Annotated in this window: 25 protein-coding genes; 6 read left to right on the top strand and 19 right to left on the bottom strand. The window is 74.5% G+C overall.

Annotated features, from left to right (window positions below; all coding sequences use genetic code 11):
- Positions 1-10: 10 nt before the first annotated feature.
- Positions 11-934 carry an NADP-dependent oxidoreductase gene (locus HLA93_RS18925; RefSeq protein ID WP_222195994.1) on the bottom strand — a complete coding sequence of 308 codons (924 nt, stop codon included), beginning with the start codon at positions 932-934 and terminating at the stop codon, positions 11-13.
- Positions 931-1,407, bottom strand: coding sequence for an SsrA-binding protein SmpB (smpB, locus tag HLA93_RS18920; protein ID WP_222195993.1), 477 nt, complete (start codon positions 1,405-1,407; stop codon positions 931-933). The genes HLA93_RS18925 and smpB overlap by 4 nt, the downstream gene beginning before the upstream one ends.
- A 133-nt stretch (positions 1,408-1,540) precedes the next feature.
- Here smpB and HLA93_RS21860 point away from each other — a divergent pair, with 133 nt between their 5' ends.
- Positions 1,541-2,419, top strand: coding sequence for a DUF559 domain-containing protein (locus tag HLA93_RS21860; protein ID WP_222195992.1), 879 nt, complete (start codon positions 1,541-1,543; stop codon positions 2,417-2,419).
- 62 nt (positions 2,420-2,481) lie between these two features.
- On the opposite strand, the gene ftsX is transcribed toward HLA93_RS21860, so the two are convergent.
- The 3 genes from ftsX to prfB all read right to left on the bottom strand — a co-directional run bounded on the left by ftsX (position 2,482) and on the right by prfB (position 5,403).
- The gene (gene ftsX, locus HLA93_RS18910) at positions 2,482-3,366 is read right to left on the bottom strand and encodes a permease-like cell division protein FtsX (protein ID WP_222195991.1); all 885 of its coding nucleotides are present in this window, start codon (positions 3,364-3,366) and stop codon (positions 2,482-2,484) included.
- 57 nt (positions 3,367-3,423) lie between these two features.
- The gene (gene ftsE, locus HLA93_RS18905; protein ID WP_222195990.1) at positions 3,424-4,113 is read right to left on the bottom strand and encodes a cell division ATP-binding protein FtsE; all 690 of its coding nucleotides are present in this window, start codon (positions 4,111-4,113) and stop codon (positions 3,424-3,426) included.
- Positions 4,114-4,293: 180 nt separating this feature from the next.
- On the bottom strand, positions 4,294-5,403 hold the full coding sequence (gene prfB, locus HLA93_RS18900; protein WP_222195989.1) for a peptide chain release factor 2: 1,110 nt from the start codon (positions 5,401-5,403) through the stop codon (positions 4,294-4,296).
- A 45-nt stretch (positions 5,404-5,448) separates the two neighbouring features.
- On the opposite strand from prfB, the gene HLA93_RS18895 reads away from it, so the two are divergent.
- Positions 5,449-5,763 carry a DUF6343 family protein gene (locus tag HLA93_RS18895; RefSeq protein ID WP_222195988.1) on the top strand — a complete coding sequence of 105 codons (315 nt, stop codon included), beginning with the start codon at positions 5,449-5,451 and terminating at the stop codon, positions 5,761-5,763.
- A 9-nt stretch (positions 5,764-5,772) separates the two neighbouring features.
- Here HLA93_RS18895 and HLA93_RS18890 read toward each other — a convergent pair whose 3' ends face one another.
- Positions 5,773-7,551 (bottom strand): putative bifunctional diguanylate cyclase/phosphodiesterase, encoded by a 1,779-nt coding sequence (locus HLA93_RS18890; RefSeq protein WP_222195987.1) that lies wholly within the window; start codon positions 7,549-7,551, stop codon positions 5,773-5,775.
- A gap of 188 nt (positions 7,552-7,739) precedes the next feature.
- Here HLA93_RS18890 and HLA93_RS18885 point away from each other — a divergent pair, with 188 nt between their 5' ends.
- Complete coding sequence (locus HLA93_RS18885) at positions 7,740-7,976, top strand: hypothetical protein (protein WP_222195986.1); 237 nt, start codon at positions 7,740-7,742, stop codon at positions 7,974-7,976.
- 261 nt (positions 7,977-8,237) lie between these two features.
- Positions 8,238-8,468 (top strand): hypothetical protein, encoded by a 231-nt coding sequence (locus HLA93_RS18880; protein ID WP_222195985.1) that lies wholly within the window; start codon positions 8,238-8,240, stop codon positions 8,466-8,468.
- A 147-nt stretch (positions 8,469-8,615) separates the two neighbouring features.
- Here HLA93_RS18880 and HLA93_RS18875 read toward each other — a convergent pair whose 3' ends face one another.
- The 3 genes from HLA93_RS18875 to HLA93_RS18865 are packed head-to-tail and all read right to left on the bottom strand — an operon-like array spanning position 8,616 to position 12,091.
- Positions 8,616-11,102, bottom strand: a complete 2,487-nt coding sequence (locus HLA93_RS18875; protein WP_222195984.1) for an FtsX-like permease family protein — start codon at positions 11,100-11,102, stop codon at positions 8,616-8,618.
- A 3-nt stretch (positions 11,103-11,105) separates the two neighbouring features.
- Complete coding sequence (locus tag HLA93_RS18870; protein WP_222195983.1) at positions 11,106-11,870, bottom strand: ABC transporter ATP-binding protein; 765 nt, start codon at positions 11,868-11,870, stop codon at positions 11,106-11,108.
- The gene (locus HLA93_RS18865) at positions 11,867-12,091 is read right to left on the bottom strand and encodes a hypothetical protein (protein ID WP_222195982.1); all 225 of its coding nucleotides are present in this window, start codon (positions 12,089-12,091) and stop codon (positions 11,867-11,869) included. The genes HLA93_RS18870 and HLA93_RS18865 overlap by 4 nt, the downstream gene beginning before the upstream one ends.
- Before the next feature lie 268 nt (positions 12,092-12,359).
- Between HLA93_RS18865 and HLA93_RS18860 the strand changes: the two genes are divergently transcribed.
- Positions 12,360-12,587 carry a hypothetical protein gene (locus HLA93_RS18860; protein ID WP_222195981.1) on the top strand — a complete coding sequence of 76 codons (228 nt, stop codon included), beginning with the start codon at positions 12,360-12,362 and terminating at the stop codon, positions 12,585-12,587.
- A gap of 73 nt (positions 12,588-12,660) precedes the next feature.
- On the opposite strand, the gene HLA93_RS18855 is transcribed toward HLA93_RS18860, so the two are convergent.
- The 10 genes from HLA93_RS18855 to HLA93_RS18810 all read right to left on the bottom strand — a co-directional run bounded on the left by HLA93_RS18855 (position 12,661) and on the right by HLA93_RS18810 (position 21,662).
- Entirely contained in the window at positions 12,661-14,391 is a 1,731-nt protein-coding gene (locus HLA93_RS18855; protein ID WP_308128238.1) for an ABC-F family ATP-binding cassette domain-containing protein, read from the bottom strand.
- Positions 14,392-14,559: 168 nt separating this feature from the next.
- Positions 14,560-15,024, bottom strand: coding sequence for a hypothetical protein (locus tag HLA93_RS18850; protein WP_222195980.1), 465 nt, complete (start codon positions 15,022-15,024; stop codon positions 14,560-14,562).
- Positions 15,021-15,431: a TadE/TadG family type IV pilus assembly protein gene (locus tag HLA93_RS18845; protein ID WP_222195979.1), complete on the bottom strand. Its 411-nt coding sequence runs from the start codon at positions 15,429-15,431 to the stop codon at positions 15,021-15,023. Before HLA93_RS18845 ends, HLA93_RS18850 begins: the two co-directional genes overlap by 4 nt.
- The gene (locus HLA93_RS18840) at positions 15,428-15,634 is read right to left on the bottom strand and encodes a hypothetical protein (RefSeq protein WP_222195978.1); all 207 of its coding nucleotides are present in this window, start codon (positions 15,632-15,634) and stop codon (positions 15,428-15,430) included. Before HLA93_RS18840 ends, HLA93_RS18845 begins: the two co-directional genes overlap by 4 nt.
- Positions 15,635-15,662: 28 nt before the next feature.
- Positions 15,663-16,604: a type II secretion system F family protein gene (locus tag HLA93_RS18835; protein ID WP_222195977.1), complete on the bottom strand. Its 942-nt coding sequence runs from the start codon at positions 16,602-16,604 to the stop codon at positions 15,663-15,665.
- A gap of 37 nt (positions 16,605-16,641) precedes the next feature.
- The gene (locus HLA93_RS18830) at positions 16,642-17,505 is read right to left on the bottom strand and encodes a type II secretion system F family protein (protein WP_222195976.1); all 864 of its coding nucleotides are present in this window, start codon (positions 17,503-17,505) and stop codon (positions 16,642-16,644) included.
- A complete protein-coding gene (locus HLA93_RS18825; RefSeq protein WP_308128237.1) occupies positions 17,502-18,740 on the bottom strand; it encodes a CpaF family protein in 1,239 nt (412 codons plus the stop codon). Before HLA93_RS18825 ends, HLA93_RS18830 begins: the two co-directional genes overlap by 4 nt.
- 143 nt (positions 18,741-18,883) lie before the next feature.
- Positions 18,884-19,288, bottom strand: coding sequence for a hypothetical protein (locus HLA93_RS18820; protein WP_222195975.1), 405 nt, complete (start codon positions 19,286-19,288; stop codon positions 18,884-18,886).
- Positions 19,289-19,444: 156 nt separating this feature from the next.
- Positions 19,445-19,993: a hypothetical protein gene (locus HLA93_RS18815; protein WP_222195974.1), complete on the bottom strand. Its 549-nt coding sequence runs from the start codon at positions 19,991-19,993 to the stop codon at positions 19,445-19,447.
- A gap of 130 nt (positions 19,994-20,123) precedes the next feature.
- The gene (locus tag HLA93_RS18810) at positions 20,124-21,662 is read right to left on the bottom strand and encodes an acetolactate synthase large subunit (protein WP_222195973.1); all 1,539 of its coding nucleotides are present in this window, start codon (positions 21,660-21,662) and stop codon (positions 20,124-20,126) included.
- A gap of 98 nt (positions 21,663-21,760) precedes the next feature.
- On the opposite strand from HLA93_RS18810, the gene HLA93_RS18805 reads away from it, so the two are divergent.
- Positions 21,761-22,444, top strand: a complete 684-nt coding sequence (locus HLA93_RS18805; protein WP_222195972.1) for a DNA alkylation repair protein — start codon at positions 21,761-21,763, stop codon at positions 22,442-22,444.
- The last annotated feature ends 1 nt before the right edge of the window (position 22,445 follow it).

The following is a 22,445-nucleotide window of genomic DNA, read 5'->3' as shown; positions in this document are numbered from 1 at the left end:
AGCCGTCCACTCAGTCGAGCGTGACGACGACCTTGCCGCGCACGTGCCCCTCGGCCACCAGCCGCTGGGCGTCGACGGTCTGCGCCAGCGGGAAGGTGCGGGCGATGTGCACCCGCAGCTGGCCGGCGTCGGCCATCCGGCCGAGCTCCTCGAGGTCGTGCTGCTCGGGGCGGACGAACACGTAGCGGCCGCCGAGGTCACGCACCACCGGGTCGACCACGCTGGCGATCCGCGCCGGGGACCTCACCTGGTCGGGGGCGTCGCCCAGCGCCGGGCCGCCGACCAGGTCGAGCACCGCGTCGACCCGCTCGGACAACTGCCCGGAGATGGGCCCGCCGGCGTAGTCGAGCACCTCGGCGCAGCCGGCGTCCCGGAGGAAGCCGTGGTTGCGCGGGCTGGCCGTGCCGATCACGTGCGCGCCGAGCGCGGCGGCGATCTGGACGGCGAAGAAGCCGACCCCACCGGCGGCCCGGTGCACCAGCACCCGGTCGCCCTCCTGGACGTCGAGGGCCTCGGTCAGCGCCTGGTAGGCGGTCAGCCCGGCCAGCGGTACCGCGGCGGCCTCGGTGAAGCCCAGCGACTCGGGCTTGTGCGCCAGGCAACGCTGCGGCGCGGGCACCAGCTCCGCCGCCGTCCCCCACTGGACGTCGTCCCGGCGCAGGTAGCCGAAGACCTCGTCACCGGGGGCGAAGTCGACGACCGCGGGCCCGACCTGCTCGACGACGCCGGCGAGGTCCCAGCCCGGCACGATCGGGAAGTGGTGCGGGAAGAAGCCGGCGAGGTGGCCTTCCCGGATGCCCATGTCGACCGGGTTGACCCCGGTCGCGCGGGTGCGGACCAGCACCGTGTCCGGCCCGACCGGCGGCTCGGGCAGGTCGTCGCGCAACTGCAGGACCGACTCGTCCCCGAACCGGTCGTAGGCGATGCCCCTCATCTGCGGCCCTTCACGTAGCGGCCGAAGGCGCGTTCCATCTCCCGGCGGGAGTCACGCTCGGCGAGGTCCTGACGCTTGTCGTAGCTCTTCTTGCCCTTCGCCAGCGCGAGGGTGGCCTTGACCTTGCCGTCCTTGAAGTACAGGTCCAGCGGGACGAGCGAGAGCCCGCCCTCCTTGGTCTTGCCGATCAGCTTCTCGATCTCGGCGCGGTGCATGAGGATCTTCCGCTTGCGCCGCGGGGCGTGGTTGGTCCAGGTGCCCTCGGTGTACTCGGGGATGTGCACGTGCTGCAGCCACACCTCGCCCTGGTCGACCGTGGCGAAGCCGTCGACCAGCGAGGCACGACCGGCACGCAGGCTCTTCACCTCGGTGCCGGTGAGCACCAGGCCCACCTCGTAGGTGTCGAGGATGGAGTAGTCGTGCCGCGCCTTCTTGTTCTGGGCGATGAGCTTCCGCCCCTGTTCCCGCGGCATGTCCCCAGGTTAGTCGCCCGCGACAACTGCGATCTCGGGGCTGTGTCGACCTCGACGGCCCCGAGATCGCAGAGCTCACCGATGCTGTGGACGGCGTCAGCGGTGCTGGGCGCCGGGGCGCCACCCTCTGCCGGTGCCACGACCTCCCGTGCCGTCCCGCGTCCGCAAGCCCATGACCCGGCCCGGGGCCCGGGCCGAGGGCATCACCGACTGGCACCTGCGCCACCGGGACGTGGCCCGGCTCTCCCGGGACACCTACCTGCCCCGCGCGGACGTCACCGACGTGCGGACACGGCTGCCGGCGGTCCTGCTGACCGCACCGCCCGGCGCGGTGGTCAGTCACCAGTCCGCGGCTGCCCTGTGGCGCATCGAGATCCCGCTGCAGCGGGCCGACCAGCCGGTGCACCTGACGGTGCCGGCCGACTCCCGGGCACGCAATCGCCGCGACCGCCAGTTGCACCGCAGGCCGCTGCCTGCTGAGGACGTCGAGCAGCGGTGGGGCATGCCGGTGACGACGCCGGCACGCACCTGGCGCGACCTCGCGGCCGTCCTGGAGACGGCCGCGCTGCTGGCCGTCACCGACCAGCTGCTCGACGCACTCTGCCGGCCGGAGGAGCTGCAGCGGGCACTGGCCCAGGTCCCGACCGGCCGCGGCGCGGTGCGATGCCGCAGGGTGCTGACGATCGCCGATCCGCGCGCCGGCTCCCCGATGGAGTCGGTGCTGCGCTGGCTGTTGCACCAAGCGGGGCTGCCCCGGCCGACCCTCCAGCACCGCGCGCTGGACGACCAGGGCCGCCAGATCGGCTTCGGGGACATCGCCTGGCCCGACCGGAAGGTGCTGGTGGAGTTCGACGGCGACGTCCACCGCGACCGCCGCGTCTTCGTCGCTGATCTGCGCCGGCAGAACCGGCTCGTCCTGGAGGGCTGGATCGTCCTGCGCTTCACTTCCGCAGACGTCCTGGGCCGGCCGGACGAGGTGATCGCCGCCGTCCGCCGCGCCCTCGGGCACTGACATCTGCGATCTCGTGGCCCCGGAGGTCCCCGGGGCCACGAGATCGCAGAACTCGCCGCGGGCTAGAGGCGGACGTAGAGGCGGAGGGTGACGTAGGCGGCCACCGCCGCCAGGCCGGCGCCGGCGCCGGCGATGATCGGGGAGATCGCCGCGATCGCCGACCAGTCGACCGGCGGGATGATGCCCGCCTTGATCGGGCCGGCCAGGGTCTTGTCGACGAACAGGATCTTCGTCAGCACCAGGCCACCGATCGCCAGCCCGGCACCGATCAGGCCGGCGAGCGCGGCCTCGAGGATGAACGGCAGCTGGGTGTACCAGCGCGAGGCGCCGACCAGTCGCATGATGTTGGTCTCGTTGCGCCTGTTGAAGGCCGCGAGCTGGATCGTGTTCGAGATCAGCAGCAACGCGGCCAGCGCCTGGACGACGGCCACCGCGATGGTCGCGTTGCGGGCGCCGTTGAGCAGGCTGAACAGCCGGTCGAGGAAGTCGCCCTCGTCGCGGACCTCGTCGACGCCGTTCTGCCCGTTGGGGAACTGCTCGGCGATGACCGGGTAGCGCTCGGGGTTGACCAGCTCCACCCGGAAGCTCTCCGGCAGGGCGTCCTCGGGGGTGTTGGCGACCAGCGCCGGCTGCTCCTGGAAGGCCTTGAGGAAGCGCTGGTAGGCGTCGGCCTTGGACTCGTAGAGGTAGTCCGCGACCTCCGGGGAGGCGTCCAGCTGGGCGGCGATCGAGTCGCGCTGCTCCTCGGTCACCTCGTCGGCGAGGTAGATCGAGACCTGGATCTTCTCGTAGTAGATCTCCCGCATGTCGCCGATCATGTTGGCGATCAGCAGACCGGTGCCCATGAGGCCGAGCGAGATCCCGGTGGTCAGGATCATCGCGATCGTCATGGTCAGGTTCCGGCGCAGCCCGGCGGCCACCTCGGAGAGGACGAAGTTGACGCGCATCAGTTCCCTGTCGTGTCGTTCAGCGTGCGGCGAACGGGCATCTCAGCGACCAGCACGTCAGCGCCCGACGCCGTAGACGCCACGGCTCTGGTCTCGGCTGAGGATGCCGTCGTTCAGCTCGATCACGCGCCGCCGCATCGAGTCGACGATGTGGTAGTCGTGCGTGGCCATGACCACGGTGGTGCCGGTGCGGTTGATCCGCTCCAGCAGCAGCATGATGTCCTGGCTGGTCTCGGGGTCCAGGTTTCCGGTGGGCTCGTCGGCCAGCAGCACCAGCGGCCGGTTCACGAACGCGCGGGCGATGGCCACCCGCTGCTGCTCGCCACCGGAGAGCTCGCCGGGCAGCCGGTTCTCCTTGCCGTCCAGGCCGACCATCTCCAGCACCTCGGGGACGACCCGCTTGATGGTGCGCTGCGGCTTGTTGATCACCTCGAGGGCGAACGCCACGTTCTCGGCCACCGTCTTGTTGCGCAGCAGCCGGAAGTCCTGGAAGACGCAGCCCATGGTGCGGCGGAGCTTGGGCACCTGCCACTTGCTCATCGTGTTCAGGTTCTTGTCGTTGACCGTGATGACGCCCGAGGTGGGGTCGTCCTCCTTCAGCAGCAGCCGGAGGAAGGTCGACTTGCCCGAACCGGAGGACCCGATGAGGAAGACGAACTCGCCCTTGTCGATCTGCATGGAGACGTCATCCAGGGCCGGCCGAGGACTGGTCGGGTACACCTTGGTGACGTGTTGCAATTCGATCACGAGGGACGACGGTACCTGTCCCGGACCTCATGATGGTCCGCTCGCTCGGCGCGCCCCGGAAGTCTGTGCGCGGAGCGTGACGACGCCCAGGCCAGCCGATCACGTTCCGCCACCCGGACCCGGCGATGTGACGCGCTTCTCGGCCTCGGCGCCAGGCCTGCGGCGAGCCCTGAGGCCTCGTCAGCTGGCCGGTGCCTCCTGCTGGCGGCGCCAGCGGATGCCGGCCTCGATGAAGGCGTCGATGTCGCCGTCCAGCACGCTCGACGGGTTGCCGCTCTCGACCTCGGTCCGCAGGTCCTTGACCATCTGGTACGGGTGCAGCACGTAGGAGCGCATCTGGTTGCCCCAGCTGCTGCCCTCGCCCTTCAGCGCGTCCATCTCGGCCCGCTGCTCGGCCTGACGGACGACGAGCAGGCGCGCCTGCAGCACCCGCAGCGCGGCGGCGCGGTTCTGGATCTGGGACTTCTCGTTCTGGCAGGAGACGACGATGCCGGTCGGGATGTGGGTCATCCGGACGGCGGAGTCGGTGGTGTTGACGCTCTGCCCGCCGGGGCCGGACGAGCGGAAGACGTCGACCCGGATCTCGTTCTCCGGGATGTCGACGTGGTCGGTCTGCTCGACCACGGGCAGCACCTCGACCCCGGCGAAGGAGGTCTGCCGGCGTCCCTGGTTGTCGAAGGGCGAGATCCGCACCAGCCGGTGGGTGCCCTGCTCGACCGAGAGGGTGCCGTAGGCGTAGGGCTGCTTGACCGCGAAGGTCGCCGACTTGATGCCGGCCTCCTCCGCGTAGGAGACGTCGTAGACCTCGGTCGGGTACTTGTGCCGCTCGGCCCAGCGCAGGTACATCCGCATCAGCATCTCGGCGAAGTCGGCGGCGTCGACGCCACCGGCCTCCGAGCGGATGGTGACCAGCGCCTCGCGGGCGTCGTACTCACCCGACAGCAGCGTGCGCACCTCGAGCTCGTCAAGCAGGGTGCGGATGCTGGCCAGCTCCCGCTCGGTCTCGGCCAGCGTGGCCTCGTCGCCCTCGTCGGCGGCCATCTCGTGCATCAGGCCGACGTCGTCGAGCCGGCTGCGCAGCTCCTCCACCCGGCGCAGGTCGCCCTGCAGGTAGGACAGCCGGGAGGTCACCGCCTGGGCGGCCTCCACGTCGTTCCAGAGGTCGGGGGCGGCGGCCTTCTGCTCGAGCTCGGCCACCTCCCTGCGCAGGTCATCGACCCGCATCACGGCCTCGATGGACTTCAGGGTCGTGTCGAGTTCGTCCAGGACGACGGAGAAGTCAGCGGCCACGACAGTCCAGGGTAGTGCGCTGCCCCGTCGGGTACCTCCGGTGGCATGAGCACGTCACCGCCTGACGACCGGCGCACGCCGGACGAACTGACCGAGTACGAGCGCGACGACTTCCCCCACGGCATCCCCGACTCGCAGCCCCGGGTGCCGGAAGGGGGTGCCGGTGCGGCACGCAGCGCGCTGACCCTGCGGCTGGTGCTGGCCACCTTCGGGCTGGTGCTCTGCGGGGTCTTCGCCGTCCTGGCGTTCGCCGCCGACGTGCCGGTCGTCCTGCCGGTCGCCCTGGTCGTGCTGGCGGTCATCGCCCTGGTCGACCTGGTGGTCGTGGCCCGCCGCAAGCTGCGCGGCGAACCGGGCTGACCCGGCCGATCAGACGGTCTGCAGCTGGACGGGGGCCGAGGGCCGCCCGCCGGTGCGCCCGGCCAGCCAGCCGGGCAGCTCCGCCGCCGGCATCGGGCGGGCGATGTGGAAGCCCTGCGCGTAGGTGCAGCCCAGCTCGGTCACCAGCTGCAGCTGGTCCTCGGTCTCCACGCCCTCGGCCAGGCTCCGCATGCCGCAGGCGGTGGCCAGGCCGACGACGGCCGCGATCGCCGCGGCCGACTCGCTGCGCCGGGTCGCCGTGGTGGCGACGAGGCTGCGGTCGAGCTTGAGCACCCCGGCGGGGATGGAGACCAGCTGGCTCAGCGAGGAGAAGCCGCTGCCGAAGTCGTCGATGGACACCTCCACCCCGGAGATGCGCAACTGGGCGAACTGGGCGGCGGCCCGCAGCGGGTCCTCGGCGACGCTGGTCTCGGTGAGCTCCAGGATCAGCCGCTCCGGCGCCAGGCCGGCGGCCTCCAGCGCGTCGTGGACGTCGGCGACCAGCGTGCCGGTGCTGAAGTGGGCGGCGCTGATGTTCACCCCGGTCACCAGGGGCAGCCCGCCGTCGTCCCAGGCGGCGGCCTGCCGCGCGGCCTCGCGGAGAACCCAGCGGGTGAGCGGGACGACGACGCCGTTCTGCTCGGCCAGCGGGATGAAGTCGCACGGCATCAGCAGCCCGCGCTCGGGGTGCTGCCAGCGCACCAGCGCCTCGACGCCGAGGACCTGCCTGCTCGGCAGGTGCAGGACCGGCTGGTAGTGCAGCACCAGCTGGTCGGCCTCGATGGCGTCACGCAGCTCCGCGGCGACGAGCACCTTCTGCTCGACCGCCGAGCGCAGGTCGGGGCTGAAGACCCGCACCCCGTTGCGGCCGGCGCCCTTGGCCGCGTACATCGCCAGGTCGGCGTCCCGCACGAGGTCGGTGGAGCGCAGCCGGGCGTCCCCGGCAGCCGCGGCGACCCCGATGCTGACGGTGAGCCGGGTGGCCCGCTCGCCGAGCTGGAAGGGCTCGTCGAAGGTCGACTGGAACCGCTCGGCCAGGGCGAGGGCCCCCTCGACGTCGCAGTCGCGGCACAGCACGACGAACTCGTCGCCACCGAGCCGGCCCACTGTGTCCTGCGCGCGGGTGCGGCTGGTCAGCCGGGTGGCCAGCTCACGGAGCAGGTGGTCGCCGACCTCGTGGCCGAGGGTGTCGTTGACGTCCTTGAACCCGTCGACGTCCAGGAACAGGACGGCGACCGGCCCGCGGTCGGCCCGGGCCAGCTCGGCGTCGATCAGGTGGTGCAGGTGCGCCCGGTTGGGGAGCTCGGTGAGGTGGTCGTGCCGCGCCTGCCAGGCCGAGGCCCGCTCCGCCGCGACCCGTGAGGTCACGTCGGTGTGGGTGACCACCACCCGGCCGGACTCGTCGGCCCGGGAGGCCTGCAGGTGGTACCAGCGGACCCCGGAGGGGGTGGGCAGCGCGTAGTCGGCGGAGACCAGGTCCCGCTCGCCGCGGGACAGCTCCCGCAGCCGGGTGATCCGCTGCTGGTTCACCGCGTCGTCGGACAGGCTGAGCATCACCGCGAAGTAGTTCCCGCCGACGCCGACCCGCAGCCGGTCGTCGTCCAGCAGGTCGCCGGCCGCCCGCCAGGCGTCGTTGACCAGCAGGATCGTGCCGTCGGGGTCGATCAGGACCGTCGGCGAGGGCAGCGCGTCCAGCACCCCGGCCACCAGACCGGCGTCGGCGTGCGCGGCGCCCGCATGCCGGCGGACGTCCTGCGGCAGCTGCGGTCCACCCGTTGCTCGCGGCACGTCCACCCCCTGGTCTGGAGCCTGCGGGAGGCCCGTCTGGCGCAACCCGTGTCGCTGACTGCATCGACCGCAGCACGACCAGCTGTACCCCCGCGCCGCCGGATCGACCGGAAAGAGTGAACAGTTCCGGGTCGGCGCTGGAGGGCCCGGCGTGTAGGCCGGCGTCCACCCAGGGTAGGGGCTGCCGCATGAGCGAATCGACGACGATCGAGCTCGGTGGCGAGCAGTACCAGGTGCAGCGCGAGGGAGATGCGCTCAAGCTCGGCCGGCAGGTCGGTGGGGACACCGTCTGGCTGGACGACATCGAGGTGGGTCAGCTCCCCGGCCCGGCCCAGGACGCACTCGCCCGCGGCGACCACACCGACCAGACGCTGCAGACGGCGCTGCTGGGGGTCGTGCAGGCCGAGGTCAACCGCGGCGGCTGATCTGCGGTTCTCTTGCGGTTGGCTGGAGCCGGGCGCGCGGAAGCGCCCGGAGAGTCCTGGTCATGGACATCGAGACCGCCTTCGCCCTCCTCGCCGAGCTCGAACTGCGCGAGGTCGAGGAGCTGGACGCCGAGTGGTTCGAGGCGGAGCTGCGCGACTGCCTGCCCCTGGCCTGACCCGTCCTGCGACCCGGCTGCCCGGCGGGCAGGCTGGAGTCCGGCGAGGACCGATGCCGCTCCTCGCCCGAGGAGGCCCGGACGGATGACCGTGCAGTACCGCTGCGACCAGTGCGCGCAGGTGGCCGAGGCCGCCGACGCCGTCGGCTGGGTGGAGGTGCGCCCCCTGGGTGGGCGCCCGCTGCTCCCGCCGGAGCCCACGCACCTGTGCCGGCTGTGCTGGGCCCGCACCACCGCGGCCGCCGCACCGGACAGCTGCGACGGCGAGCAGCCCCAGGTCAGTGAGCACACCCAGAGCCGCGACACCCTGCAGTGACCGGCCGGCCTGGAGGCCCGTCCCCGGGTCCGGGTCCGGGTCCGGGCATCGAGGAGCGGCCATGTTGGCGAACATGGCCGCCGGGGAGCGGCGTCGTCCGCCAGCACGGCCGCTCGGGCCGGCGGGGCCGGCCCGGCACCCGGTCGGTCAGGTGGCCCGGGCCAGGGCCTCGGCCGGCGGCAGCCGCAACGCCGCCCGGGTGGGCAGCTCGATCGCGGCGAAGGCGATCGCGGTCACCACCAGCGCGGCCACCGGCAGCAGCCACACCGGGCCGGCAGGCCACGGTCGGCCCAGGAAGCCGATGCCCAGCAGGGCCAGCGGCAGCGCCGAGACCAGCACCCCGGTGACGACCGCGGCCGCGGAGACCAGGCCCGCCTCCCGCCGCATCATCGTGCGCACCTGGCGCGGGGTGGTGCCGGTCAGCCGCAGGGTGGCGATCTCCTCGCGCCGCTGCGCGGTGGCCGCGACCAGGGCGTTGGCGATGCCCAGCAGCAGGTAGCCGAGCAGGACGCCGAGGACGGCGAGGTTCACCCACGTCTCCGGGGGCGCCGCGGGGCGGTCGCCGAGCGGGCCGTCGCCGGACACGGTCACCCCGGGCCGGTCGGCGACGAGGTCGGCGAGCGCCCGGCCGGCGTCCGCGCTGCCGTCGGTGCGCACCAGCAGCCGCTGAGCGAGGCCGGTCGTGGTGTGACCGGCGGCCAGGTCGGCGGAGAGCGCGACGGCCCCGAAGCCCAGGGCGCGGTCGTACCGGGCGACCACCCGGGCGTCGACCTCGGCGCCGTCCCCGAGCCGCAGCTGCACCGAGCTGCCGACCGGCACGTCCCGGGCGACGGCCACCGTGGCGCCGCTGAGGTCAGCCAGGTCACCCTCGGTGACCCCCAGGTCGAGGACGTCGGCAGCGGCCGGGGTGAGCACCAGCGCCGGCTCGGCGGTGACCTCCTCCTCCCCCAGCACCCGCTCCGGCCACAGCACGGCCGTCGAGCCGACCGGCGCGACGGCCGCCACTCCGGGGGTGGCCCGCACCTCGTCGAGCAGGCCGGCCGGCACGCCGCCGAGCGCGTCGGCGGTGAGCGTGGCGTCGGCCAGGGTGCCGGCTCGGGTCTCCTCCGCCATCGCGCCGGCGACCGTGGTCTGCGCGTAGGCGTAGGTGAGCACGAACACCAGGGCCATCGCCAGGGTGGTGATCGCCCCGGCGGAGCGCAGCGCGTAGCCGTGCAGGTTGGCCACCGCCAGCCAGGACGGCGCCGAGACGCGGGCCGGCAGCCGGGCGGCCAGCCCGCCGCTGACCCGGCGGAGCAGCGTCGGCCCGGCCAGGGCCAGGCCGATCGCGGCGACGATCCCGGCCAGCGAGGTGCCCGCTGCGCCGATCGCCGAGGGCAGCAGCAACGGCGGCACCGACAGCGGGACGGCGGCGACCAGCAGCAGCAACCCGGCGCGGTACCGGCCGCGCGACGGCGTGCGGGGCCCGGTCCGCGCCTCCCCCAGCACGCTGGTCACCGGCTCCCGCGAGGTGCGCCAGGCGGCCGAGCGGGCGGCGACCTGCACGACCAGGAGCAGCAGGACGGCGGCGGCCAGGGCCGGCAGCGGGCCGATGCTCAGCGGCAGGGCCTCGGGCAGCATCCCGATGTGCACCAGCAGCCGGCGGAACTGCCCGGCGAGGGCGTACCCCAGGGCGATGCCGGGCAGCAGCGCGACCGCGGCGACCACGCTGGCCTGCGCGGCGACCAGCCGGCGCAGCTGCCGCGGGGTGGTGCCGACCGCACGCAGCAGGGCGAGCTCCCGGCGTTGCCCGCCGATGGAGACCGACAGCGCCCCGGCGATCAGGAAGCCGACGACGAGCAGCGGCACCCCGGCTAGCGAGCCGGCGAGCACGACGAGCATCGACCGGGCGGCAGCGGCCCCGGGCAGCGCGACGTCGCCCCGGTCGTCGCCGGTGCTGGCGACCACCCCAGCGGGCAGCAGCGGGCGGACGGCCTCGGCGACGCCGTCCGGGTCGGCGCTGACCCGCAGCCCGATCAGGTCGACCGAGCCGTGCACGCCCGCGGCGACCTCGTCGGCGAGCAGGATGCCCGCGCCCGGCGTGCCGACCACGGCGGTGACCCGGTACCGGCCGGGCTCCCCGGCGACGACCACCTGCGCCTCGTCCCCGGGGAGCAGCCCGGCGGCGTCGGCCAGCGCGGCGTCCACCGCGACCTCGCCCGGCCCGTCGGGCGGGGTGCCGCGCACCTGCCGGTCGGCGAGCAGCCCGGTGGAGGACCAGCCGTGCCCGGCCGTGCGCGGGTCGTCGGTCTCCACGACGTCCCCGCCGTCGGTGACCAGCGCGGCCGGGAAGCTGACGTCGGCGACCGCGGCGTCCACGCCGGGCAGCTGCGCCAGCTCCCCGACCAGGCCGGCCGGCACGGGTGCGCGCTCGGGCAGGGCGACCGGCAGGTCACCGCTGGGGCGCACGGTCTGGTCGGCGGAGACGAGCACGTCGGCACCGGCCAGCCGGCCGGCCGGCAGGTGCGAGCGCAGCCCGGACTCGGCCAGCACCCCGGTGCCGGTGACGATCGCCGCACCTCCGAACACGGCGCACAGCACGGCGATCAGCGCGGTCAGCCGGCGGCGGGCCATCGCGACGGCGAGGGAGAGCACGGCTCAGCCCTCCCGCAGCGCGACGAGGCGGGCGGCGAGGTCAGCGGCGGTGGGCCGCTCCAGGGTGGCGACCACCCGGCCGTCGGCCATCACCACGGCGCGGTGCGCCCGGGCGGCCGCGGCCGGGTCGTGGGTGACCATCACGACGGTCTGCCCCAGCTCGTCGACCAGCTCGCGCAGCAGGTCGAGCACCTCGGCGGCGCTGTGCAGGTCGAGGGCGCCGGTGGGCTCGTCGGCGAAGACGACGGCGGGCCGGGCGACCAGCGCCCGGGCGATCGCCGCGCGCTGCTGCTGCCCCCCGGAGAGCTCGGCGGGCCGGTGCCCGAGCCGGCCGGTGAGGACGACCCGCTCCACGAGGTGCTGCACCCAGTCGGCGTCCAGCGGGCGGCCGGCCAGCCGGAGCGGCAGGGTGATGTTGTCGGCGACGGTGAGCGCGGGCAGCAGGTTGTAGGCCTGGAACACGAAGCCGATCCGGTCGCGGCGCAGCTCGGTGCGGCGGGTCTCGTCGAGCCGGCCGATCTCGGTGCCGGCCAGCACGACGTCCCCGCTGGTGGGGGTGTCCAGCCCGGCGGCGCAGTGCAGCAGCGTGCTCTTTCCCGAGCCGGAGGGCCCCATGACGGCGAGGAAGGTGCCGCGCGGCACCTCCAGGCTGACGTCGTCCAGGGCGCGGACGCCGTGGTCCTGGGTCGTGGGGCCGTGGGTCTTGGTGACGTGCCGGAGCGCGACGGCGGCGGTGTCGGTGGCCGCCGGCGCGAGGGCGGTGCTCATCGGCCGCGCACGTGCAGGCTGATCAGCGTGATGCCGGTGGCGGCGGTGACCACGCCGAGACCGATGCTGACCGCCAGCGGGACGACGCCGAAGGAGGTGATCGTGTTGGCGGCGACGCTGAGCACCAGCAGCGTCCAGAGCAGCGCGCGCAGCGGGTTGCCGCGAGGCGCTGCCGGCTCGGTCGATGCGGGGTCGGTGCGCAGGGCGTAGGGGTCGGGCACGGGGGGCTCCTGGAGGTCGTGGCTCGTCGAGTCACTCCTGATCCTGGGCACGCGGCGGCCTCCCGCCGATCCCCCCGGCTGCCGACATCGGGTACAGCAGGCTGCCCTCCCGGTCGCCTCGGAACGGCGTCCGGCCTGGACGGGACCGGGTCCTGGCGTCCACCGCGGGCCGCCCGCGGCAGGGGGCCCACGCTGGTGTGACGGGTCATCGCGGGATCAACGTGCCGTCGTCGTCGGATCGTCATGTTCGTCCGGCACGCTCCTGGTCATGACGGCGAGCCTCTCCCTGACCGGAACCGACTCCGCCACCCACGTGGCCTCCACCGCGCACGACCCGCGCAGCAGCGACCACGTCACCCATGCCGTCGCCCGCCCGGTCGTCGACGGCCTGGACCAGTCGGTCTGCGGCGTGCTGGTCTCCGCGGTCGCCGACCAGGACTGGCTCGCCTTCCCGGGCACCGACCGCTGCCCGGAGTGCACCCGCATCGCCGGCTGACCCGCTCCGCCGTTGGTCACCGAGCACTGTCCGGTACCCGCGGAGACCGCGCTGAGCGACCAACGACGACCGGTCAGCGCGCGGCGACCTCGTGCAGGTGGCCGTCGGCCAGGTGCAGCCGGCGGGTGATCGCCAGGTCGGCGATGAAGCGGTCGTCGTGGCTGACCACCACGAACGCGCCCCGGTAGGCGGCCAGCGCCCCGACGAGCTGGCCGACGCTGACCAGGTCGAGGTTGTTGGTCGGCTCGTCGAACAGCAGCAGCTGCGGTGCCGGTTCGGCGTGCAGCACGCAGGCCAGCGTCGCCCGCAGCCGCTCACCCCCGGACAGCGCCCGGACCGGCAGGTGCGCCCGGGCGCCGCGGAAGAGGTAGCGGGCCAGCAGGGTCAACCGCTCCGCGGTCGGCAGGCCGGGTGCGGCGTCGGCGAGGGCCTCGGCCACGGTGCGGTCCGGGTCGAGCAGGTCCAGCCGCTGGGAGAGGTGGGCGATCCGGCCGTCGGCCCGCCGGACGTCGCCGGCGTCGGGAGCCAGGTCGCCGGCGATCAGCTGCAGCAGCGAGGACTTCCCGGCGCCGTTCGGGCCGGTCAGCGCGATCCGCTCCGGTCCGCGGACGACGAGGTCGACGCCGTCCCCGGCGAACAGCTCCCGGAGCCGCAGCCCCTCGCCGGCGAACACGGTGCGCCCGGCCGGCACCGCGGTCTCGGGCAGGTCGAGCATGATGGTCGAGTCGTCGCGCAGGGCGCGCTCGGCCTCCGCCAGCCGGGTGCGGGCGCCGTCCAGGCGCGCGGCGTGCACGTCGTCGGCCTTGCCCGCCGACTCCTGGGCGGTGCGCTTCATCTTCCCGATGAGGATCTTCGGCAGCCCGGCGTCGGCGACGGCGCGGGCGGCGTTGCCGGACTTCTTCTGCGCCCGTTCCCGGGCCAGCTGCCGCTCCCGCTTCTCCCGCTTCACCTGCTGCTCGGCGGTGCGGACGTCGCGCTCCACGGCTTCCTGCTCGGCGCGGACGGCGGCCGCGTAGTCGGTGAACCCGCCGCCGTAGGTGCGCAGCTCCCCGCGCTCCAGCTCCGCGATGCGGTCCATCCGGTCCAGCAGCGCCCGGTCGTGGCTGACCACCAGCAGGCAGCCGGGGAAGTCGTCGAGCGCGGCGTGCAGGGTGCGCCGGGCGTCGCCGTCCAGGTTGTTGGTCGGTTCGTCGAGCAGCAGGACGTCGGGGCGCTTCAGCAGTTGGGCGGCCAGGCCGAGGGTGACGACCTGCCCGCCGCTGAGGGTGCCGAGCCGCCGGTCCAGCGTCACGGCGCCGAGGCCGAGTCGGTCGAGCTGGGCGCGGGTGCGCTCCTCGACGTCCCAGTCGGTGCCGATGGTGGCGAAGTGCTCGTCGGCGGTGTTGCCGGACTCGATCGCGGTGAGCGCGCGCAGCACCGGTGCGACCCCGAGCGCCTCGGCGACGGTGAGCTCGCTCGACAGCGGCAGCGTCTGCGGCAGGTGGCCGAGCAGCCCCTCGACGGTGACGCTGCCGGCGGTCGGGCGGAGCTCGCCGGCGATCAGCCGGAGCAGGGTGCTCTTGCCGGCGCCGTTGGGTGCGACGAGGCCGGTGCGGCCGGGCCCGAACGAGCAGGAGAGGCCGGTCAGGACGGGCGTGCCGTCGGGCCAGGCGAAGGACAGGGCGGAGCAGACGACGGAGGCGTCGGGCACGGGAGATCCCTGGAGGACGCGGGCGCACGGGGCGGCCCGGCGGTGGACGAGGACGACGGAGGCCGCGGCGGCTGCGCTGCTCGCGCGCCGGCCGGGCACATCTGGCGGGTTCACCCGCAGATGTCGTCGCTGCCGCCCATGTCGCTCGCTCCTGGCTCGGGGATGCTCGCCGCGGACCGTACGCCCGGGCCTCTCGTCCGCGCGACCGGTTTCCGCAGCGGCGTTGTGCACTGACCGTCGGTTCGCCCACCTCGGACCGACGCTCAGCGCACAACGGTGGGCTCAGGCGTCGACGTAGCGGTCGCGCTCGACGAGGAACTGGCCGGTGGCGGTGTTGGCGTCGATGAACTCCGGCAGCAGCGGGATCCGCACGGTCACCGTCACGCAGACGGAGAACTCCTCCCCCGGCACCAGCGACGGCGAGTACGACCCGGCGGCCGCGCAATCGGCGCCGGCCGGCGCGTAGGCCAGCACGACGTCGGTCGCCGCCACCGACTGGTCCTCCACCGCGAGCGCCACCGCCGCCTCGGCCCGTGCCTGCCCGGTCAGCAGGTCCGGTGCGGTGCCCAGTGCCCGGCCGGCCTCCCGCGCCGCCGCGTTCGCTGCGAACACCCCGCGCTGCACCGCGGAGAACCCGGCCACCACGTAGACCAGCGGCAGGAAGACCACCAGCGCGATGAAGACGAACTCGACGATCGCTGACCCGCGCTCGGCGTCGCTGCCCAGCCGCCGGCGCAGCCACCTCACGGGGCCTCCTCGACGGACCGTCCGGTCGCCGACAGCGGCAGCAGGTTCCCCAGCGGCGCGAACAGGCTCGGCACCGACCCCGCACACCGGACGACGACCAGCGTCAGCCCGGAGTCGTCGGCCTCCTGCACCGACTCGCACGCCAGCCCGGCCGCCGTCGCAGCCGACGTCGCCCGTCCGACGATCTCCAGCGTCCGCGGCGCGCCGGCCTCGGCGGGCACCCCGGCGTTCGCCGCGTACCGGGCGCCCTGCTGGGCGCTGGCGACGACCACGTTGCGCACGTGCACGTAGACCGCGACCTGCAGCACCGCCAGCAGCAGGGCCACCACGAGCACGCCGACCAGCACGAAGTCGACGACGGCGCTGCCCCGCTCGCGGTCGGCGGCGCGCTCGTCGGCCGCGGTCACTGCGCGGTGGTCACCGAGCTCAGCGCCGTCTGCACGGCCGAGACGATCGCTGTCCGGAACGGGATGAGGATGGCCAGCACGAGTGCGGCCGTCATCACCGTGATCATCACCCAGCCGGGGACGTCGCCCCGCTCAGGGTCCTCGCCGTCCAGCCGGTCGGTCAGCGCGGCGAGCGCGGTCATCAGGTACGCGTAGGCGCGCATCCGTCGTCCTTCCTGTTGGTCACCGGCGTCACTGCGCCAGCGAGACGATGCTGATCAGCCCCGGGAACAGGGCGAACACGACGGTGACCGGCAGCACCAGGAAGACGACCGGCACCATCATGGCGATCTCCTTGCGGCCGCCGGCCTCGAGCAGCCGGCGCTTGCCGGCCTCCCGGACGTCGGCGGCCTGGGCGCGCAGCACCTCGGCCAGCGGCGTGCCGCGCTCGATGGCGACGACCAGGCCGTCGACGAAGCGGGCCAGTGCGTCGAGCGAGGTGCGGTCGGCGAGCTGCTGCAGCGCTTCGACCAACGGCACCCCGGCCCGGGCCCGGTCGAGGGTCGACCGCAGCTCCCGGGCCAGCTCGCCGCCGGAGAGCCGGGTGACCCGGGCGATCGCTGCGGTCGGGCTCTCCCCTGCCGTGACCGCGAGCGCGAGCAGCTCGGCGACCACCGGGAACTCGGCCAGCAGCAGCTCCTCGCGGCGTTGCACCTGCTGGGTCAGCCACCAGTCGCGGCCGAGCACCCCGCCGACCAGCCCGGCCACGCAGAGCAGCACCGCCGACAGCACGTTGACCGAGCCGGCGAACGCGGAGCCGACACCGGTCAGCACGGCGCCGCCGAGCAGCCCAATCCCGCCCCACACGACCTGCTCGATCCGGAGGTCCTCGACGGTGGTCTCGCCGCCGAGGGCGTCCAGCCGCCGGCGCACCGCGACCCGGCCGCCCAGCAGCCGGTCGACGTACCGCGCCCCGTCGGCGAGCACCGGGCCGAACACCCGCCGCGCGGCGGTGAGCATCCCCGGCTGGGTCAGCGTGCCGAGCAGCCGGGACGGCGCCGGGCTGTCGTGCACGTAGGGAGCCAGCCGGTCGACCAGCCGCACCTGCCGGAACGGCGGTGCGAAGCTGACTGCCAGCAGCACGCCGCTGGCGGCGAGCAGCCCCAGCAGCGTCCCGACCAGGCCGGCGCTCACGAGGTCTTCCCGCGCTCGCGTGGCGCCCGGGTCCCGCTCACTGCAGCACCCGCACGTCCTGCGGCAGCCGGCCGATCCGCAGCATCAGCCGGTAGGCGACGACGCAGACGACACCGCCGCCGAGCAGCAGGGCACTGCCCACCGGGGAGTCGTAGGCGGTCAGGGTCTGCTGCTGGGTGGCGAGCAGGAGCAGGACGACCCACGGCGCACCGACCGCCAGGCGGGCCGCCTGGATCACCCACCCTTGCCGGGTCTCCAGCTCGGCGCGGGCACGTGCGTCCTCGCGCAGGAAGGCGGCGAGGGTGCGCAGCACCCGGCCGAGGTCGCTGCCGCCGACCTCGCGGGCGACCCGCAGGGTCTCCACGATGCGGTCGCCCACCGGGTCGGCCAGGTCGTCCTTGAGCCGGTCGAGCGCGTCGTTGAACCGGCCGCTGGACCGGTGGTCGGCGGCGAACCGGACGAATGAGCCGCGCAGCACCTCGGGCCCGCGGACTGCCAGGGCGGACAGCGCCTCGGGCAGCGACAGCCCGGCCCGGACCGCCGAGGCGAGGTTGTCGACCACCTCCGGCCACACCTCGCGCAGGTCGGCCCGCCGCTTCTCCGCCAGCCGGCGCACCAGCAGGTGCGGCACGGCCGCCCCGAAGACGCCGAACGCCAGGCTGATGGTCACCGTCTGGGTGGTCACCAGGACCAGGAGGGTGACGGCCAGCCCCAGGGCGACCTGCAGCGCGAGCAGCTGGGCCGGGTTGATCCCGGTCAGCCCGGCGGCGGCGAGCAGCTGGTGCCGCCGTCCGGTCCGGGGCGGTGCTGCCCGGCGGACCGGCGCGCGGCTGCCGCTGCGCCAGACCAGGAGCAGCCCGACACCGAGCGCCAGTCCGAGGAGCCCACCGGAGAGCGTCACGACCGGTCCCCGAGCAGGGCCGCGATGTCGAACCCGTGCGCCGCGTAGCGCTCGGGGTGCGGCGGATAGCCGTCGGCGCGCACCAGCCGGCCGTCCCGGGTGGTGAAGACGTCGCCGGTCTCGACCACGCTGCCCTCGGTGCGACCGGGCAGGGCGACGACCTCGCGCAGCCGGCGCTGCCCGCTGGGTTCGGTGCCCACGTGGACGACGAGGTCGACGGACGAGGCGACGGTCGGCACGACGAACGCGTGGCCGATGTTCTCCCCCGCCAGCAGCGGCAGCGTGCACATCTTCACCACGGCCTCGCGAGCGCTGTTGGCGTGCAGCGTGCACATGCCGGGCAGGCCGCTGTTGAGCGCGATGAGCAGGTCCAGGCACTCCTCCTGTCGCACCTCCCCCACCACCAGGCGGGAGGGGCGCATCCGGAGGGCCTCCTTGACCAGCCGGCGCAGCGGGATTTCCCCGGCGCCCTCCAGGTTGGGCTGGCGGGTCTGCATCGCCACCACGTCGGGCAGCGGCACCCGCAGCTCGAACACCTCTTCGCAGGTGACCACCCGCTCGCGCGCCGGCACCGCCGCGCACAGGCAGTTGAGCAGCGTCGTCTTGCCGGCCTGGGTGCCGCCGGAGACGAGGATGTTGAGCCCCGCGGCGACCGAGGCCTCCAGGAACCGGGCGACCTGCGGCGTGAGGGTGCCCAGCGCGACGAGCTCGTCGAGGGAGTGGGCCTGGAGCACGAACTTGCGGATGTTGACCGCCATGTGGCGGCGGGTGACGTCGGGGATCACCACGTGCAGCCGCGACCCGTCGGGCAGCATCGCGTCGACGAACGGGGTCGACATGTCGATCCGTCGACCGGAGCTGCGCAGCATCCGCTCGACCAGGTCGGCCAGCTGGCCGGCGCCGAGGATCGTGGTGGTCAGCTCGCTGCGGCCGCGGCGGGCGACGAACACCCGGCCGGGCTCGTTGACCCAGATCTCCTCGACCTCGGGGTCGTCCAGCCACCGCTGCAGCGGCCCGTACCCGGCCACCCGGTCGAGCACGTCGCGGGCCACGCCCTCGGGGTCACCGACCGGCGGCAGCGCCGAGGACAGCGACCGCTCGGCGTAGTCGGCGACGACGTCGCGGACCAGCAGCCGCACGGGCGCCGGATCGGTGAACGGGTCGAGACCCCGCCTGCGGATGAGCTCGCGGACCTCGCCGTCGACGAGGTCGACAGCACTGCTCGGAGCCGGCACGACACCCCCGCTGACCAGCCATCGGACGATTGAGTCCAGTGACTGTAAGGGGATTGAGCGGTCTCGCGGGGCGCCCTGTGGACGAAGCGTGACGCTCTCACCCGGCGGTTCACCCGATCAGGCGACCGGCCCCGCGGGCGGGGTCAGTCGGTGGCGACGGCGGTGGGCACGGCTGAGTCGTCCAGGGCCGGGCCCAGCTCCAGGCCGGACTCGTCGACCAGCACCCGGACCACCTCCGCCGACGGCGCCGACTCGATCGACGCGGCCAGGTCGCGGTGGACGCCGATCCGCTGCTCCACGTCGGTGACGGCCGCGCCGGCCAGCAGGGCCCGCTGCTTCTCCCGCTCGAGCAGCTCGAGCCGGGTGGCGACCGGGACCAGTGTGGCCCGCTGTGCCGCGGCGAGGTCGTGGGCGTGGTCGTTGCGCGCCAGCTGGGTCTCGGCCGCCGACGCCCCGGCGTCGGCGTCGGTGGCGCCGCAGGCGCTGAGCCCGAAGGTCCCGGTGAGGACGGCGGCGGCGAGAGCGGTGCGGACGAGACGAGCAGCCATGACGACTCCTTGAGTGGTTGAACGCTTGACTTATGACTGCCCGCCTTCGGTTGCTCACAATCCGGCGGTTCACCATCATCCCTCGGACGAGGGAGACCGGACGCACGACGGGCCGTCTCCCCGCATCGGGGAGACGGCCCGTCGAGGGCAGAACGGTCAGGCGCGGGTGGCGCCGTTCGCCCCGCCCCGGCGCACGTTCTCGTCCTCGCTCACAGCGGCGTCCTGGTGCACGGCGGCGTCCTGGTGCACGCCGGCGTCCTGGTGCACGGTCCCGTCCTGGTGCCCGACCGCGTGCCCCTCGTCGTGCCGGGCGCCGCCGTGCTGGGCGTCCTCCTCCTGGCGGGCGTGCCGACCGTCGGACTGCGCCAGCCCCGGGGCGAGCTTCTCCGCCTTGGCCTTCAGCTCGGCAGCCTGCGACCGCTCCTGCTGCGCCTGCGCGGCGCGCTCCCGCGCCTCCCGCTCGGCCAACGCGGTGCGCTCCTCGACCTCGGCCCGCTCCCGGCGGGCCCGGGCGGCCTGCTCGTCGGCGAGCGCCTGGTCCTTCTCCGCCCGGGCGGAGAGCACCTGGGCCTCCTGCAGGTGGTCGCGCGCCTGCTCGCGCTTGCGCTCCTTGCTCGCGCCGCCGCGCTTGACGATGGCCAGGGCGATGAGCGCCAGCACGACCAGCACGGCCACGACGATGACGACGATCAGCCAGGTGTCCACGGGGGTCCTCCTCGGTTGGTGGACGGGAGGTGCCCGGCGTTGATCATCGAGAAACGTCGGGGCGCGACCAGCGGACGGCGGCTCGGTGCAGCCCCGGCAACCAGTGGTTACAGCGACTGCACCGAACGACTCAGCCGCGTGGCAGCACCGCGTCGATCAGGTGCGGGCCGGGCTCGACCAGCGCGGTGCGGAACTGCTCGGCCAGCTCCTCGGCGGTGGTGGCCCGGGTGGCCGGCACGCCCATCCCGGTGGCCAGCGCCACGAAGTCCAGCGCCGGACCGCCCAGGTCCAGCAGCTTGCCGGCCCGTTCTCCCCCGCCGGCCGCCCCGACGGCCGCCAGCTCCCCGGCGAGGATCGCGTAGGCGCTGTTGTCGCAGATGACCGTGGTGACGTCGAGCCCCTCGCGGGCCTGGGTCCACAGCGCCTGGATCGTGTACATCGCGCTGCCGTCGGCCTGCAGCGAGACCACCGGCCGGTCCGGGCAGGCCACCGCGGCACCGGTGGCCACCGGCATGCCCTGGCCGATCGCGCCGCCGGTGAGGGTCAGCCAGTCGTGCGCCGGCGACCCGACCGTCGCCGTGGGCAGGAAGTGGCCGCTCGTCAGCGCCTCGTCGACCACGATCGCCCGCTCCGGCAGCAGCGCGCCGACCACCTCGGCGAGGGCCCTGGTGTCCAGCTCCCCGGTGGGCAGCTCCGGACGGCGGGCCTGCGCCACCTGCGGAGTGGCGTCCGGTGCGGCCAGCTCGGCCAAGGCCTGCAGCGCCGCGACGCCGTCCTCGGCCGGGGTGGTGAGCACGTGCACGGTGCAGTCGTCGGGCACCAGCCGGCCGTCCATGCCGGGGTAACCGAAGAACGCCACCGGCTCGGCGGCGCCGACCAGCACCAGGTGCCGTACGCCGTCCAGCTGCTTGCGGGCGCTCTCGGGCGGATAGGGCAGCTTGAGCACATCGGGCAGCCCCGCCCCGCGCTGCATCCGCGCCGGTGACCGCTGGGACAGCAGCCGGGTGCCGGTGCCCGCGGCGACCTGGGCAGCGGCCCGTAGCCCGGGCTCCAGCACCGCGTCGCCGCCGAGGAACAGCACCGTCGAGCCGCCGAGCACGCCGGCGATCTCCTCGACGACGGCCGCCGGCACCTGCGGCGTGGGACGCCGGGCCGGGACGGCGGCCCGCGCACCGCCCTCGCTCCAGGAGACGTCGGCGGGCAGCACCAGCGTGGCGACCTGGCCCCGTGTGGCCGCGGCGACGGCGTCGGCGGTGTCGGCGCCCACCTGGCTGGTGGCCAGGGAGCGCCGCACCCAGCCGGAGACCGTGCCGGCCAGCGCGTCGATGTCGGACTCCAGCGGGGCGTCCAGCCGCTTGTGGGTCAGCGCGTGGTCGCCGACGACGTTGACCAGCGGGGTCCGGGCACGTCGGGCGTTGTGCAGGTTGGCGATCCCGTTGCCCATGCCCGGCCCCAGGTGCAGGAGGGTGGCCGCCGGCGAGCCGGTCATCCGGGCGTACCCGTCGGCCGCACCGGTGGCGACGCCCTCGAACAGGGTCAGCACCGCCCGCATCTCCGGCACGTCGTCGAGCGCTGCGACGAAGTGCATCTCCGAGGTGCCGGGGTTGGCGAAGCAGACGTCCACCCCGCCGCCGACCAGGGTGCGGATCACTGCCTGTGCGCCGTTCACGTCGCCTCCCACGTCGCGCCGCACACCGGTGGGCGGCCTCCCCGGCAGCCTGGCACGGGCACTCCCCCACGGCGATCCGGCTGCGGCAGGATGCGCGCATGGCGACGCCGGGGTCCGGGCTGGTCAGCGCCGTCCGGGCGGCGCTGCGCGCGGACGGCGACCCGGAGCGGGGCCGCGGCATGCAGGCCTACCTGAAGACGGACGAGCCCTGCCTCGGCGTGCGGCTGCCCGACGTCCGCCGGCACGTCCGGGACGCCGCGGCCGCGCACCCACCGGCGACGCTCGCCGAGCTCGACCGGTCGGCGCGCACCCTGTGGCGGGAGGCAGCCGCCCGGGAGGAACGGCACGCGGCCATCGCGCTCACCGGCCTGCCGATGGCCCGCGGCGCACTGGAGCTGCTGCCGCTGTACGAGGAGATGATCACCACCGGCGCGTGGTGGGACCTGGTCGACGGCGTCCAGCCCCGGGTCCGTGACCTGCTGCTCGCCCACCCGGCGCAGCTCCGGCCGGTCCTCCAGGGCTGGGCCCGCAGCCCCGACCGGTGGCTCCGGCGCGGCGCGGTCACCGCCCAGCTGGGCGCGAGACAGCGCACCGACACCGCCCTGCTCGCCGAGGTCATCGAGGTCAACGCCGGCGACCCGGAGTTCTTCGTCCGCAAGGCGATCGGCTGGGCGCTGCGCGACCTGGCCAAGACCGACCCGGAGTGGGTGCGCCGCTTCCTCGCCGAGCACGAGCTCAGCCCGCTGTCCCGCCGCGAGGCCGCCAAGCACCTGGACCGGTGAG

This window comes from Modestobacter italicus, from assembly GCF_019799965.1.
Taxonomy (GTDB): domain Bacteria; phylum Actinomycetota; class Actinomycetes; order Mycobacteriales; family Geodermatophilaceae; genus Modestobacter; species Modestobacter italicus_A.
Note: the sequence above shows the minus strand (reverse complement) of the source record. Positions and strands in the feature narration are given on the sequence as shown.

Coding starts and splice junctions, on each gene's coding strand:
- HLA93_RS18820 (WP_222195975.1), bottom strand. CDS start 19,288: ATGGCTGCTCGTCTCGTCCGCACCGCTCTCGCCGCCGCCGTCCTCACC.
- HLA93_RS18840 (WP_222195978.1), bottom strand. CDS start 15,634: ATGCGCGCCTACGCGTACCTGATGACCGCGCTCGCCGCGCTGACCGAC.
- HLA93_RS18805 (WP_222195972.1), top strand. CDS start 21,761: ATGGCGACGCCGGGGTCCGGGCTGGTCAGCGCCGTCCGGGCGGCGCTG.
- HLA93_RS18880 (WP_222195985.1), top strand. CDS start 8,238: ATGACCGTGCAGTACCGCTGCGACCAGTGCGCGCAGGTGGCCGAGGCC.
- ftsX (WP_222195991.1), bottom strand. CDS start 3,366: ATGCGCGTCAACTTCGTCCTCTCCGAGGTGGCCGCCGGGCTGCGCCGG.
- HLA93_RS18895 (WP_222195988.1), top strand. CDS start 5,449: ATGAGCACGTCACCGCCTGACGACCGGCGCACGCCGGACGAACTGACC.
- HLA93_RS18860 (WP_222195981.1), top strand. CDS start 12,360: ATGACGGCGAGCCTCTCCCTGACCGGAACCGACTCCGCCACCCACGTG.
- HLA93_RS18885 (WP_222195986.1), top strand. CDS start 7,740: ATGAGCGAATCGACGACGATCGAGCTCGGTGGCGAGCAGTACCAGGTG.
- HLA93_RS18870 (WP_222195983.1), bottom strand. CDS start 11,870: ATGAGCACCGCCCTCGCGCCGGCGGCCACCGACACCGCCGCCGTCGCG.
- HLA93_RS18925 (WP_222195994.1), bottom strand. CDS start 934: ATGAGGGGCATCGCCTACGACCGGTTCGGGGACGAGTCGGTCCTGCAG.
- smpB (WP_222195993.1), bottom strand. CDS start 1,407: ATGCCGCGGGAACAGGGGCGGAAGCTCATCGCCCAGAACAAGAAGGCG.